Genomic DNA, 13,977 nt, shown 5'->3' on the forward strand with positions numbered 1-13,977 from the left:
CGTGTATCAATCTGCTGCACATTCTACAGGAATCATGTTTGAAAATGCAGTGAATGCACAAAACCAACAGAACATTCTGGGGCAGGCAGCAACTACTCAGGGTATTCTGCAGATCTATAGCCTGGATACTGTAGCAGATGCAGTTTCTATTGCTAAAGTATTGAATCCTAAATTATAGTGTGTTTTTAGATTTCTTGTGATCAGGGAGTACAGTCATGTGCTCCCTGATTCTTTTTGGATATAAACTACTTATCAAATAATACAATTTCGTCGGGATCTATCACCTTGTTTTGTACGGCATAAATAACAAGTCCTGCCATATTTTTTACTCCGGTTTTGATCATCAGGTTGGTTTTATGGGTTTCTACAGTTTTGGGAGAAATAAAAAGAGAATCTGCAATTTCTTTAGTACTCAGCTGCTGGCAGACCAGTCTTAAAACATCTACTTCTCTTTCGGTAAGCTCATTCTTAGAAAAAGAATGAAATTCCGGAAGCTTATTGGAAAGCTGGGTTCTCATGACATCAATCTGATCATTGGAAAAGTAATGTCCTGTGTGGTGAACGGTTTTGATGACGGCCAATAATTCTTCTAATTCAATTTCTTTGGACAAAAAAGCATGGGCTCCCATTTTCAGCATCTGCCCCATGAATGAACGGCGGTAGAAGCTGGAAAGAACAATGATTTTTGTTTCTGTTTCTTTTTTACCGAGTTCAGCCATTACTTCAAGGCCGTCACCCTTCGTCATTCTCAGATCCAGCATCAAAATATCTACAACCACGGAATCCTGCTCTGTGAGAAACTGATGTCCGCCTGTAGAAGTCAGGACCACCTGATAGTCGCTATTATTTTCAATATAATTTTTCAAAAGCTGGACAAACAGCAGATCGTCATCTACAATTCCGATTTTAATTTTTGAGTATTCCATGTTCATTTTTTTATTGTAAAGCCATACAGGCTATGAATTTTGTGCCTTTTTCAGGCTGGGCTTTAAGTTTATAGATTGCTTTAATTTTTTGTGCTCTTGACTGAATATTTCTCAGACCCATACCTCCGGAATGTGCTTCTACGATAAAACCACGGCCGTTATCTTCTATCGTCAGCATCAGATAGTTCAGGGATATTCTTAAGGATACGTCCACTCTGGTAGCTTCGGCATGTTTCAGAATATTGGTAACCAGTTCCTGAACGATTCTGAAAAGATTCAGTTTTACAGGGCTGCTGATGGGTATTTGTATGGTGATATGCCGGAAAATTACCTCTATATTTTTATTAACCTGTTCAAGATAATCTGCAATTAAATCTGCCAGTTCAATCTCATCAAGATCAGGTGGTGTAAGATTATGGGATAATTCCCGTATCAGCTGCATCGATTTTTTTAAATCACGATTAAGCTCTTCGGGATTTTTATCATTAAGATTCAGACGGATGAGATTCAACTGTGAGATGATATTATCATGAAGTTCTTCTGCCAGGCGTTCCCTGTCCTGTTCCTGTAAAAGCAGCATATGCTCCCAATGTTCATTTTTTGAATTCCGGACCAGCCGGGAGACTTTCTGTTTGTTTTTCCTGATGTTTTTTAAATAACTAATAACCAATAATGTAATGAATAAAGTTGTTAAAGAAAATAGCCCAATACCGATCCATATCCATACAACTATCTGATTCTGATTTTCCCAACGCCACATCCCAGATTAATAAAAGAAATATAAAAAGACAATAGCAGGATGCCTCTGAAAAGCCAGATAGGGGCTACCCAATTCAGGTGGTTGCTGATTAAAAAATTAAAAGTAGTGGATATGAGGCATTCAATAGAAAAAAACAGGAAAACTATGATGTTCACAATAAACAGATCTCTATCTGTCCTGCCTTCCCTGATGATTTTCATAAAATAAGAGGCCGCATAACTACAAATAATAATACTGGTGATAATATTGGAATAAAAAGTAACCTGCATATCATTCTGTACGTACAGCACATTCGTGATGAGGGTTAATATTGCGTAACAATAGATCATCCCTCTTACCTCACGGGAAAGCTGGATATAGTAATTGCCATAGATCACTGTAAGGATCATCAAACCAAAAAACTGGCTCAATGTATAATTGTAGATATTGAGTGTATTTAATTTCATCAACCGCCCGGCCAAGTCAGACAGTTCCAGCATCAATTCTCCTGAAAGAAGCACAATCACAGGAAATTTTGATTTTATCCCTTCTTTTACCAATATAATCAGCCCTGTACATAAAACGAGATTAATAATAATCTGCAGATACAGGGATAAACTGTTATACGAAAACACTGTTGCTTTGCTTCAGAAGTTGATAATCATTAAGAGTATCAATAATGGTAAAAGGAGGTCTTGGGGTAGAATAATTTTCTGCGGTCTCACTCATATGATTAATGGCAAGACTTTTCACTGTAATAATCTCGATATGGTAAGGGAAATCCTGATCTTTTTTTTCCATATCATCCGCAAGTCCAAAGAAACTGGTACACGTCTGCCCTGCCGTAATACCCATATTTTCATAATCTGAAAACGGTATGGAAATCAACTGAAAGATATCTTCTGTCTTCTGAGACTGCAGCCATGAAGTACCGAACATATTCCATCTGAAATTTCGGTTAATGGCGGATTCTGCAGTAATCGGAGGAACCTCAACTACAATATCATTGCTGCTTTCTATTTTTGATTCACTAAACTCACGCAAAAAATCTTTGATAAGGATGGTATTGAAGTTGGCATCTTTATCACTTTGGGAATCAATCAGGAAAAATTTCAGCTGCCCTTCATGAATTCCTACATAGGCATGAATCATTTTGGGTTCTGCGGTTTCAAGATTTTTTTCCCATTGTTCAATGTCTTCACCTGAAACGCTGAAGTGAGTTCCCTGATTCAAATAATTCAAAATTTCTGCTCCATTGGTATCAATTCCGTTTTTATAAGAATCAATAAGATTTTTCCATTTTCTGATAGCTTCAAAGATGTTTTCAGTAGTCATGATAATATTTATTTGTGAATGATAATTATTTTATGAGTTGAAATTTACAAAAAAAACAGACTGATCTATTTTTTAAATCACATTCAGGTGGAAAATAAAATGTAATTTGAGAAAAAATTGCTCTTTCTTCTGATTTTCACAAAAGCTAATCATAAACAGATAAGGTTATTTTTTATCTTACAGGAAAAGAAGGACGAATGTCTCTGATCAAAAAATTCCTTACAGCAAGAGGTGTATATCCGAAGTGCATCAAATCATAAGCCTACTGGATTGAGGGTAAAAAAGGAAAACCATTTTTTTTCACTTTAATAATGAAACTTTATCTGATAATCAATAGTATTACCGGATAAAGTTATCATTATATCATATTTTTAAAAATTTCGGGCAGCTTATTTTTGTTTCTTTCCAAGCTCCTTGACAGTCTTCAGCCATTGAGACCGCTGTTCATCCTTAGAATTCCGGATTATCCCAATATAAGTCAGTTTAACAGGTTTTACTCCACAATATTCCAGTACAGATTTTTTAAGCTGATTTACGCTGGGCCTGCCAAAAAACAGACGGTAATACCAACCCGGCTGGTCTAAAGTGGTAATGATGTGAGCGGTCTTTCCTTTCAACAGCTTGTCCCACCACACAGAATTTTCACGGTATTTATAGGCCATTCCCGGTAAAAAAAGACGGTCTATAAATCCTTTCATTAGCGCCGGAAATCCTCCCCACCAAACCGGATGTATCCAAACCAAATGATCTGCCCACTGAATAATTTCCCAAGCTTTCAACAGATCCGGCTCAAGCTCCATTCTTTTCTGATATCCAAACTGTAAGTTGGGATTAAAGTTTAAATCCGTAATTACTATTTCTTTTACTTCAGCTCCTGATTCCATTGCTCCTGATTTGTAAGCTTCTGCTATCCCAAAATTGAAAGAATCTCTATTGGGATGTCCGTTGATAATGGCTGTTTTTTTCATGATTTCACATTAATATTGATGGAATCATAGGCATTAAGCTGTGCCATTAATGATAAAGGCTCATGCAGCTGGTGGCTGAAATACACTTTATTTTGATGAGGGTTTCTCAACAGTTCCTCGGTATGCAGAACGGCAGATAAAGCGGTTAATTCCGCCTGCCCTTTTTCACTCTGCAAACTCAGTTTCTTCTCTCCGGAATGGCTATCAACTACAATTTCAAAGACCGCCTGATCTCCGTTACCACTGGATCCAAAAATCATTTTTCTTTCCTTTAATGACAAAATATTGTAGATTCTGAGATATTGAAATGATCCAAGCAGCCAGGTAATGAATTTTGAATTATAAGTCATTTTCACACTCACATCGGAAATCCTTTCCACTTTGTTGAGAATATACAGATCGGGCACATCAAAATTATAGGCATTTCTTTTCCCTATTCCAAAAGAAAAATTAAAAGCTTCTGTATCCAGAAAATGTCTTATAAAAACCGGCTTATCATTCTTATAATGCACAAAAGGAACGGCTACGTTTTCTGCCATAAAGTGAGCTGAACTCTCGCCTGCAAGATCTTTCACAGAATAATAGACAAAGAGTTTTGCTTCAGTAATATCACCTGAATCCGAAAGAATATTAGCCAATCCGGGGACAATTCCGCCCATCCAGCCTGAACTGAAGACAATTCTGCTGTTGATATCCGATTTGCCGGCAATATCATACGCCTTCACCAAAGCCGGAGTAGGTTTGGTAATATCCAGATAATCTATGTGATGATCAATCGCAAAGCGAAGTACATGATCTTCCTTGTCATTCACGGAAAGAATGATGAGTTGTATTTTCTTCTCAATAATCACTTTAAAAGAGGAAGGATCTGTAACATCAATCTTCAGGTCTCTATCTGTTTTTCCACCTTTTCTTCCTCCGATAAAAACAGTAAGATGAGGATTTCTTGATTTCAAAATTCTGGAAATTGTTTTACCTACCAATCCATTGCCACCAATAATTAAAATATTTTGCTCCATAACTTTTTTTGACAAAAGTAGAGAGCCGATGTTTCAATAAGCAGGACAAATGTCTAAAAAGAAACTTCCTTTCTGATGCGGCTCAGGTGACGTTGGGTAATACCAAGGTAGGAAGCAAGATACTGTAATGGAATATTTTGAATATAATCAGGATGTTTTTTTAATAATGTTTCGTAACGCCGGGCAGCGCTGTCTCTTTGCAGCTGAAAAAACCGTGTTTCAAGTTCAAGATATTCCTGTTCGGCAATAATCTTTAAAAATTTTGTCCAGTTTATGCTATTCTTTACCAGTTCATCTACCGCATCTTTTTTAAGGATAATCAGCTCTGCATTGGTAATGGCCTGCATACTTTCTTTGCTGGGACATCCGGAAACAAATGAGGAATAGGCAGCGATCATATGATTGGGAAACCGGAAGCAGTAGGTCATATCTTTTCCTTCATCAGAAATATAAAAGGAACGGAAAATACCAGACTTTACCAATCCTACTTCCTTACAAAGCTCTCCTTCCTGTATGAAATAATCATTTTTACTGATATGTCTGACTTCAGAAAACTTAAGGAATTCTTCAATTTCATCCTCTGAAAACAGGTTAAAGCTTCGAAAATATTCACGTTCCATTCTATAAAATAAGTTTCAGCGAAAATAAATAAAATACTTCTTTGTAAACGCTGCGTTTTCATTTTTATAGAATTCTATTTTAAGAAAACAAAGACAGAGACTGTTTCAAAAGTGAAATAATTTGGCTTTTGCTATTCTGACGAAGGAAAAATCTCATTAATAATCAGAATCGTGAGATTCTTCACTACATTTCATTTCGTTCAGAATGACACTTTTAGACTTGAGATAGTCTCTTTTTAAGCGAATGTATAGTCATACAAATTTCAATTGAAAACAAAAAAAAAATCATCTCAGGACGAGATGATCTACCGTTTTGAATTTACTTGAGTTATTTATGAAGATATGAATGATGTTTTGTTGTAACAAAGATAAGCCAACCTTATTTTTTACGCATCAGTGAAATCCCCAGAATTATATCCGTAAAAATACGGTTGTAGAAAAAGAAAAGCCCTGCAGGAAATACCTTACAGGACTTTTGGATTATCTAACAATATTCAGTTTAATGTTTATCATTCAAGGTTTAAAGTTATGATGGTCATCTGCTTTCACCTTTGAATCTTTATTAAAGAGGGCTTACCAATTGAAGGAACCATTCTTTAACTTCTCCTTTCAAGTATGGAGCAAGCTTTTCCTCACAGGTTTTATGGTAACCGTTCAGCCAGTCGATTTCGCTTTCTGAAAGCATTTCTTTCACCACTGTATCTTTGAAAAACGGGCAGAATGTTAATGTTTCAAATTCATAGAATGTTCCGTGAATTGTTGTTTCTGCTTCTTTTACTACAATAAGATTTTCGTGACGAATTCCGTAATCTCCTTCAATGTAGTATCCGGGTTCGTTTGAGCAGACCATTCCAGGAAGAAGTTCCTGAGGATTCAGATCTTTTCTGATATTTTGCGGTCCTTCGTGTACATTCATGAAACTTCCTACCCCATGTCCTGTTCCGTGGTTGAAGTCTTTCCCTTCCATCCATAGCGGAAGCCTTGCAATAGCATCAAGTTGTACTCCTTTTGTTCCTTTTGGAAATTTCACCATAGATAAACGGATCATCCCCTGTAATACCAATGTTGAATTTCTTTTAAACTCCTCCGATGGTGTTCCTAAGGCAAAAGTTCTTGTAATATCTGTAGTTCCTTCAAGGTACTGCCCTCCTGAGTCTACCAGGATTGTTTCCTCGTTGGTTACTTCTTTACTTCCTTCTTTTTTAGCAGAATAATGCCCAATGGCACCATTACCTTTATATCCAACGATAGGGCTGAAGCTTTCTCCTACAAAGTTTTCACCTTCAGCGCGGAAGTCTCTCAGCTTTAGCCCGATAGAATATTCATTCATCGCTTCTTTTCCTGCATTGTGCGTTAGCCAGTAAAGGAATTTCACCATGGCTACTCCGTCTCTTACCATTACTGTTCTGAAACCTTCCAGCTCAACTTCATTTTTCTGGGCTTTCATCAGGTTACCTGGAACCGGAGCTTTGATAAACTGGTTGTCTGTCTTTAATGTTTCGAAAATCTGTTGGTTGCTGTTCGGAGAAACCAGTACTTTTTCGTTTTTGAAGGTCTTCAGATAATTGTAAAATTCTTCGTAAGGCATCATTTTAACAAACGAATCATCCATTTGTTTTCTGGCTGCCACTTCCATTTTCTCTAATCCTGTGAATAAAACAGCATCATTTTTAGTAATTACAATATATCCTAAGAATACAGGATTGCTTTGTACATCACTTCCTCTCAGGTTCAGTGTCCATGCCACATCATCCAGACTTGAGATGATATGCACAGTTGCCTCCTGCTCTTCCATTTTCTGACGGATGGCAGCAATTTTATCTGATACTGATTTACCTGCTCTTTCTACCGGATGTACGAAAATAGGGTTAGCAGATGGAGTTCCTCTTTCCTTCCAGACTTCTTTTAAAAGCGGAATATCTGCCAGTGTAATATTTTTCGCATTCAATTTTTGAGAAAGCAGTTCCCAGTTGGCATGAGAGGCTGCAACAGCATTTACTGCCACTTTACCACCTGCGGGAATTTCTGAAATAATCCAGTCGATATAATTAGGAGTTCCTTCCATTCCTTCTTTGAAGAGATCAATTCCGGAACCTTCCAGTTCAATAGCAGCTTGTGTAAAGTATCTTCCGTCTGTCCAAAGTCCCGCTTTGTCTTTGGTAACTACCACAAAACCGGCAGAACCTAAGAAACCTGACAGCCAGGCTCTCTCCTGCCATTCTTCAGGAAGGTATTCGCTCATATGCGGATCTGCAGAATATACTATAAATGCATCAACATTATTTTTCTGCATTTCTTCACGAAGTGCAGCAACTTTTTCCTTTGAAGTCATTCTTTTTATTTTTAACCACCGAAAGTTACAAAAAATTTGATGTCTGAAGGGTAAATCTACCGCTATTTTGCTTAATAATTCTTTATTGTAAAAGAGACCAAAAAAATCAAGCTAATAAATATATTTCATAAAATAAATCATTTTTAAGTAAAAAAAACTACCACATTATCAAAATAATAAATTTTTGGAAAGATTATTGCTGCATTCTATTTCATGAAACAGCAAAACTACAATAACCACAGGAAATTTTATCCGCCCCATCATTTTATTTATCTTCCAATACTTATAATACTGGAGATTTTAGGAATTTATAAAATCTGGGACGACCCCGGAAATCAGCTGATCTGGATATTATTTTCTGTTGTGATTTTTCTGCTTTTTTATCTGGCATTCATGACAAGACAGCATTACGCACTGGGACTTCAAAACCGGATGGTGATCCTGGAGTTTAAGCAGCGTTATTTCGAGATTTTCAATAAAAGATCGGATGAAACTGCTGAGAAACTGAAATTCGATCAGATTGCTGCATTGAGATTTACGTATGATGATGAGTTCAAAGAGCTTTTATACAGAGCACTTCATGAAAATATCTCAGGAGACGAAATTAAAAGGTCTATTAAAAAATGGAGAGCTGACCATCTCAGAATTTAGCACACCAACAAACAAAATAGATACCTATGAAAAAATGGAGCTTTTACAGTATTATGCTATTAAGTATATTGACACTAACAAGTTGTGAAGCCGTAGAAACGATTTTTAAGGCAGGAATGTGGTGGGGAATTCTCTTAGTCTGTGTAATAGTAGGGATTCTTTTACTGATTTTTTCGAGGGGTAAAAACTCTTAACCATGTTTTATGGAGAAGAATACAGATCTGGAGATCATTTCTCACCTTAAGCCTTCAAAAATTGTTAAAATAATGAAGGATCCGGAAGCTTCTGCAAAGGCGGTACATCTTGTATATACCACCGATGCAGAAACAGCCGGAATTACCCGTAAAAAAACCGGGAAGAAATACTCCTATTATCAGGACGGCGAAAAAATCCGGGATAAAGAAGAAATTACAAGGATCAACAAACTGGTTATTCCGCCTGCCTGGGAAAATGTATGGATCTGTGCTCTTGATAACGGCCATCTTCAGGCGACAGGCTTTGATGTAAAAAAAAGAAAACAATACCGCTACCATCCTCTGTGGAGTGCATTAAGAAATCATACGAAATTTTACAGAATGCTTCAGTTCGGATATGCGTTACCGGAAATGCGGCTACATATAGAACAGGATCTTGCTTTGAGAAATTTTGAAAAGCGAAAAATTTTGGCCTTAATTGTAAGCCTTATGCAAAGAACCAATATTCGTATTGGAAACAATGTATATGAAAAACTGTACGGGTCTTTTGGACTGACCACTTTAAAGGGTAAACACGTAAAGGTAAACGGGCAGAAAATCTCTTTTTCTTTTAAAGGAAAGAAAGGTATTATGCATAAAATTGACCTCAGAAGTAAAAGGCTGGCAAGGCTGGTACAGAAATGTAAAGATATTCCCGGGAAAGAACTCTTTCAGTATTTTGATGATGAAGGAAACCGTCATTCTGTAGATTCCGGGATGGTAAATGAGTATATCAGAGAGATCAGTGGTGAAGATTTTACAGCTAAGGACTTCAGAACATGGTCCGGAACCGTAAGTGCCCTGATCGCTTTTAAAGAAATCGGGTATGCAGAAAATGATACTCAATATAAAAAGAAGGTTAAAGAAGCCCTGGACATTGTTGCAGAACACCTGGGAAATACATCGGCTGTCTGCAGAAAGTATTATGTTCATCCTTTAGTCATCAACCTTTACGAGAACAATACGATCAAAAAATATCTTGACGAACTGGAAGTCATAGAAGACAATGACGGAAAAGCCGATCTTACAAAAGAGGAAAGACTGGTTCTGAAGATTCTGGAAAACGAGAAAATATAGAAGATGGAAGAATGGAAGCTAGGAGATGAAAACTGGAAGTTATGGAACTCCTAAAACAACTTTCTGAATTCTCAACTTATTTTGATCAGGCTACTGCACAATACTTCCAGCATCTGACTTCCCGCTTCCAACCGGACTATATTGAAATCCTATTGTTATTCAAAAACTGAACTCTGTACTCCTTTGGGGTAATCCCTGCAATCTTTTTGAAATGTAAAATGGGAATGATTTTTACGGATTTGTATTGACGTGATTACAAACCATACCGGATCATTAAAAATGAAGAAAAGGGATTAACAGCCCGCTATCTGCAGGCAATGATATAGAATGTATCTTGGCGCTGTAATATAATCACCGTTTTGAACAGCAGCAACCTTTGTATTGTAAGTATAGCCTGCAAAGAAATAGTGTAGCCAAGGCTGTGCAAGTAATGAATCAAATTTCACTTTCTCCCAGTCATTGGAATCCTGCACATCCTGTATATCTGAAAAATTGTAAATTTCAGGCTGCGTCTGCTGAAGAAGATTAATTTTTGAAATGATTTCAGAGTATGAACTAGTTTTTTCTTTCTGCGTAAGAAGACCCGCACACAACGCTGAGAAAAATAAGACTCTTTTTTTCATACTTGTTTAATAAGGATGTAAAAGTAGAACAATCCCACCCCTTCGGTTATCAGAAAGATTATTTAAAATGTTCAAAATCGCAACAAATACAATTTTATGTAATTTTAACATTTCACAGTAAATCCATTATTCACAACACTTAAGCATTACTTTTGAACTATGATAATTTTTTATTGTCCTACTTTCTATAATTAATTCTAATCAATTCTAAAAATTTAGAAAGGATACTCATAATCTGGAATACTTTCAATTACTTCATTTAATTCTTCTTTTGTTATTTCTCTTTCAGAGTAATCAATTGTAATACTACATTTTTCTTCAATCGGTTGTAAAAGGTTATCTGAATAAAGAGTTAATAAAAAATCAATATTTATTTTCGCTAAAGGGTAGATTAAACATACTAAATCTATAGCGTTTAGCTTATTTGTTAACAAAGGAAAAGGTCTAGTATTATACTCCCAACTAGTTTTTGAAACCTTATTTAAATTTATGTTAAAAATTTTACCTATTAAACTAACACTTTCATTATTTAGATCATATTGGTAAAATGAATTGCGATTTTCAAAATTTTTTGAAGGTATGAAGGAACTTATATTTAAATTTTCAGTCGAGGAATTTATTCTAAGGTGAGCTACACTATTATTAATAATTCGATTAGTTAAATTATCTATTCCTAATAATATTGGAAATTTATTTCTATTGTTAAGAAAGGAGTTTAATGATTGTTTAAATTCATATTCTTTGTTTTTAACTTTTGAACTCTTAGAAATTGTTTCAACTGTTTCATCTTTAATAATAATTCTCTCAAATTTTTGAGTTATATTTTTCACTGATAACTTCCTTGTTTTATGATCAATAAAAGAAAATTTAATAGGTTTTGTATTTTTATTCTTTGTCTCTTGTAATTCTCTAATTTTCATTTCAAGATGTCTTGAAAGCTTATCTCTAAAATCTACAATAGAACTAAAATTTTCTACAAGTGCAACTTTATAAATATCTTTTTTAAAATCATTTAGTTTTGTTAATTGATCAATATCAATAAGGGATGGATCCTTTCCTCTCTTTGAAAAATATAACATAACGGGTTTCCCTTCACTCGAAACACGTTTTATTTCCTCAATTGTTCCACTAATGTCTTCTCCAGTTGGACTTCCTATTTTTGTCCAAAAAAAACCAATTAATAAATCACATTCATTTACTATTTGATTATTTATTATTTCTTGTGGCCTTCCTCCATAAGTTGGAGATGTATGAGTTTCCCATCTAACTGGTAAGAGCACAATTTTTTTATTAAAAGAATTTAAATCATTCCATTCTTGAATAATTCTGGCAGCAACCTCTCTTTCTTCTTCTACATCAGATGGTGATGCTATCAAAATTCGATATACAGTTGATTCGTATGACATTATTAGTTTTTATTATTTATTAAAGTAAACCTTTAAATAATTGTTAATTAAAATACTTATATACAAGATACAAATTAATTTAACAATCAAAAAAATATTGACAATATAATTTCAAAATATTACTTACAAATGAACCTGTAATTCTTTATAGTAATTCAATATTGTAAATACTATAAAAAAACACCGCCTGTTTTTTCTTTCTTTATAATTATTGTAAATTTGTATACACATCTTATTTAAATTTAATAAAATAATAAAAACGTAATATGTCAAAAGCAATTTCGCAAGTACCATTAGCGGTAAACGAGCCTGTAAACTCATACGAACCGGGATCTCCGGAAGTTAAAAGCCTTATCGACACTTATAAAAAAATGTGGGCTGAAAAGGTAGAAATCCCAATGATCATCAATGGAAAAGAAGTAAAGACTGATACAAAAGTACAGCTTCAGTCTCCACAGGATCACGCTCATGATTTCGGGTTTTACTACCAGGGTGGTATGCAGCATGTGGATGACGCTATCAACGCGGCATTGGCAGCTAAAAAAGAATGGAATGAACTGGGCTGGGAACAGCGTGCAGCAATTTTCTTAAAAGCAGCTGATCTTTTGGCTGGTCCTTACAGAGATGTAATTAATGCTGCAACAATGATCGGACAGTCTAAAAATGTACATCAGGCTGAAATTGATGCAGCTTGTGAGTTCATCGATTTCTTAAGATTCAATGTAGAGTTCATGACAGAAATGTATGCTGAGCAGCCGGTTTCTGACAACGGAATCTGGAATCGTGTTGAATACAGACCATTAGAAGGATTCTGTTTTGCCGTAACTCCATTTAACTTTACCGCAATTTCAGGAAATCTTCCGACTTGTATGGCAATGTTAGGAAATGTTGTGGTTTGGAAGCCTTCTGATAAGCAGGTATATTCTGCAAAAGTAATCATGGATGTATTAACAGAAGCGGGTCTTCCTGCAGGGGTTATCAACATGATCTTTACGGATGGTAAAGAAACAGCTGAAAAAGTATTGGCTCATAAAGATTTCGCAGGTCTTCACTTCACTGGTTCTACAAAAGTATTCCAGGGAATGTGGAAAATGATCGGAGACAATATCCACAACTACAGAACATATCCAAGAATCGTTGGAGAAACAGGGGGTAAAGATTTTGTAATCGCTCACCCGTCTGCTAACGTAGAAGCTGTAGCAACAGCATTGGTAAGAGGTGCTTTCGAATATCAGGGTCAGAAATGTTCTGCGGCTTCAAGAGCGTATGTGCCTAAATCTCTTTGGGCTGATGTGAAAAAAGTAATGGAAACTCAGATGAACTCTATTAAAGTAGGTTCTCCAGAAGATACTTCAAACTTCGTAAACGCTGTAATTGATAAAAATTCTTTCGAAAAATGTAAAGGATATATCGACAGAGCAAATGCTTCTGACGAAGCTACTGTGGCGATCGGTGGAAAATATGACGATTCTAAAGGATGGTTTGTACACCCAACAGTAATTGAAACTACAAATCCTCACTACGAAAGTATGGTAGAAGAGATCTTCGGCCCGATCTTATCAATCTACGTATATGAAGATCAGGACTGGAAAGAAACGCTGAAGCTGGTAGATTCTACTTCTCCTTATTCATTAACAGGTTCTGTATTCTCACAAGACCGTTACGCAATCAGCGAAGCATACAAAGCTTTAGAAAATGCATCAGGTAACTTCTACATCAATGATAAACCTACAGGTGCCGTAGTAGGCCAGCAGCCTTTCGGTGGTGGCAGAGCATCAGGAACAAATGATAAGGCAGGTTCTAAAATGAATCTTCTGAGATGGGTTTCTGTAAGAAGCGTAAAAGAGACTTTCGTTTCTCCTAAAAACTACAAATATCCTTACCTAGGGTAATTAATAAATAATAAGTAATAGGCAATGAGTAATTGTTGTCTGTTCTTTGAATACAGCCTCGGAATTTCGGTTTCGGGGCTTTTTTGTGGGGTGCGAGATACGGGGTTTGAGAGTGGAAAGCTTTGAGAGTTTGAGGGTTATAGCGTTTGAGAATAT

Annotated in this window: 15 protein-coding genes; 5 read left to right on the plus strand and 10 right to left on the minus strand. The window is 35.8% G+C overall.

The features are described 5' to 3' along the window. The first annotated feature begins 1 nt into the window (after position 1). Positions 2–178 carry a RebB family R body protein gene (locus tag ACODR7_RS09920; RefSeq protein ID WP_488838987.1) on the plus strand — a complete coding sequence of 59 codons (177 nt, stop codon included), beginning with the start codon at positions 2–4 and terminating at the stop codon, positions 176–178. 67 nt (positions 179–245) lie between these two features. Here the strand turns inward: ACODR7_RS09920 and ACODR7_RS09925 are convergent, their stop codons facing one another. The 8 genes from ACODR7_RS09925 to ACODR7_RS09960 form a co-directional block, all read right to left on the minus strand. Then, positions 246–926 (minus strand): response regulator transcription factor, encoded by a 681-nt coding sequence (locus ACODR7_RS09925; RefSeq protein WP_488838877.1) that lies wholly within the window; start codon positions 924–926, stop codon positions 246–248. Positions 927–936: 10 nt separating this feature from the next. Further along, entirely contained in the window at positions 937–1,506 is a 570-nt protein-coding gene (locus ACODR7_RS09930; RefSeq protein WP_488838878.1) for a sensor histidine kinase, read from the minus strand. A gap of 149 nt (positions 1,507–1,655) precedes the next feature. Next, positions 1,656–2,300, minus strand: a complete 645-nt coding sequence (locus tag ACODR7_RS09935; protein WP_488838879.1) for a hypothetical protein — start codon at positions 2,298–2,300, stop codon at positions 1,656–1,658. Continuing rightward, positions 2,287–3,000, minus strand: a complete 714-nt coding sequence (locus tag ACODR7_RS09940; protein WP_488838880.1) for a hypothetical protein — start codon at positions 2,998–3,000, stop codon at positions 2,287–2,289. The genes ACODR7_RS09935 and ACODR7_RS09940 overlap by 14 nt, the downstream gene beginning before the upstream one ends. A gap of 389 nt (positions 3,001–3,389) precedes the next feature. Continuing rightward, positions 3,390–3,968 (minus strand): NAD(P)H-dependent oxidoreductase, encoded by a 579-nt coding sequence (locus tag ACODR7_RS09945; RefSeq protein WP_488838881.1) that lies wholly within the window; start codon positions 3,966–3,968, stop codon positions 3,390–3,392. Continuing rightward, the gene (locus tag ACODR7_RS09950; RefSeq protein ID WP_488838882.1) at positions 3,965–4,987 is read right to left on the minus strand and encodes a saccharopine dehydrogenase family protein; all 1,023 of its coding nucleotides are present in this window, start codon (positions 4,985–4,987) and stop codon (positions 3,965–3,967) included. Before ACODR7_RS09950 ends, ACODR7_RS09945 begins: the two co-directional genes overlap by 4 nt. 53 nt (positions 4,988–5,040) lie before the next feature. After that, a complete protein-coding gene (locus ACODR7_RS09955) occupies positions 5,041–5,607 on the minus strand; it encodes a Crp/Fnr family transcriptional regulator (RefSeq protein ID WP_488838883.1) in 567 nt (188 codons plus the stop codon). Between the two features lie 562 nt (positions 5,608–6,169). Then, on the minus strand, positions 6,170–7,939 hold the full coding sequence (locus tag ACODR7_RS09960) for an aminopeptidase P family protein (RefSeq protein ID WP_488838884.1): 1,770 nt from the start codon (positions 7,937–7,939) through the stop codon (positions 6,170–6,172). Positions 7,940–8,152: 213 nt separating this feature from the next. Here ACODR7_RS09960 and ACODR7_RS09965 point away from each other — a divergent pair, with 213 nt between their 5' ends. The 3 genes from ACODR7_RS09965 to ACODR7_RS09975 all read left to right on the plus strand — a co-directional run bounded on the left by ACODR7_RS09965 (position 8,153) and on the right by ACODR7_RS09975 (position 10,070). Then, positions 8,153–8,590 (plus strand): DUF6526 family protein, encoded by a 438-nt coding sequence (locus ACODR7_RS09965; RefSeq protein ID WP_488838885.1) that lies wholly within the window; start codon positions 8,153–8,155, stop codon positions 8,588–8,590. A gap of 203 nt (positions 8,591–8,793) precedes the next feature. After that, positions 8,794–9,900, plus strand: a complete 1,107-nt coding sequence (locus tag ACODR7_RS09970) for a DNA topoisomerase IB (RefSeq protein WP_488838886.1) — start codon at positions 8,794–8,796, stop codon at positions 9,898–9,900. Positions 9,901–9,941: 41 nt separating this feature from the next. Continuing rightward, positions 9,942–10,070 carry a hypothetical protein gene (locus ACODR7_RS09975; protein WP_488838887.1) on the plus strand — a complete coding sequence of 43 codons (129 nt, stop codon included), beginning with the start codon at positions 9,942–9,944 and terminating at the stop codon, positions 10,068–10,070. 123 nt (positions 10,071–10,193) lie between these two features. Here ACODR7_RS09975 and ACODR7_RS09980 read toward each other — a convergent pair whose 3' ends face one another. Both ACODR7_RS09980 and ACODR7_RS09985 read right to left on the minus strand, forming a co-directional pair. Next, on the minus strand, positions 10,194–10,523 hold the full coding sequence (locus ACODR7_RS09980) for a hypothetical protein (RefSeq protein WP_488838888.1): 330 nt from the start codon (positions 10,521–10,523) through the stop codon (positions 10,194–10,196). Positions 10,524–10,738: 215 nt separating this feature from the next. Next, positions 10,739–11,929 carry a DUF4062 domain-containing protein gene (locus tag ACODR7_RS09985; RefSeq protein ID WP_488838889.1) on the minus strand — a complete coding sequence of 397 codons (1,191 nt, stop codon included), beginning with the start codon at positions 11,927–11,929 and terminating at the stop codon, positions 10,739–10,741. A 266-nt stretch (positions 11,930–12,195) separates the two neighbouring features. Between ACODR7_RS09985 and pruA the strand changes: the two genes are divergently transcribed. Beyond that, positions 12,196–13,821 (plus strand): L-glutamate gamma-semialdehyde dehydrogenase, encoded by a 1,626-nt coding sequence (pruA, locus tag ACODR7_RS09990; protein ID WP_488838890.1) that lies wholly within the window; start codon positions 12,196–12,198, stop codon positions 13,819–13,821. Positions 13,822–13,977 lie beyond the last annotated feature (156 nt).

This window comes from Chryseobacterium sp. FG46 (assembly GCF_057809135.1).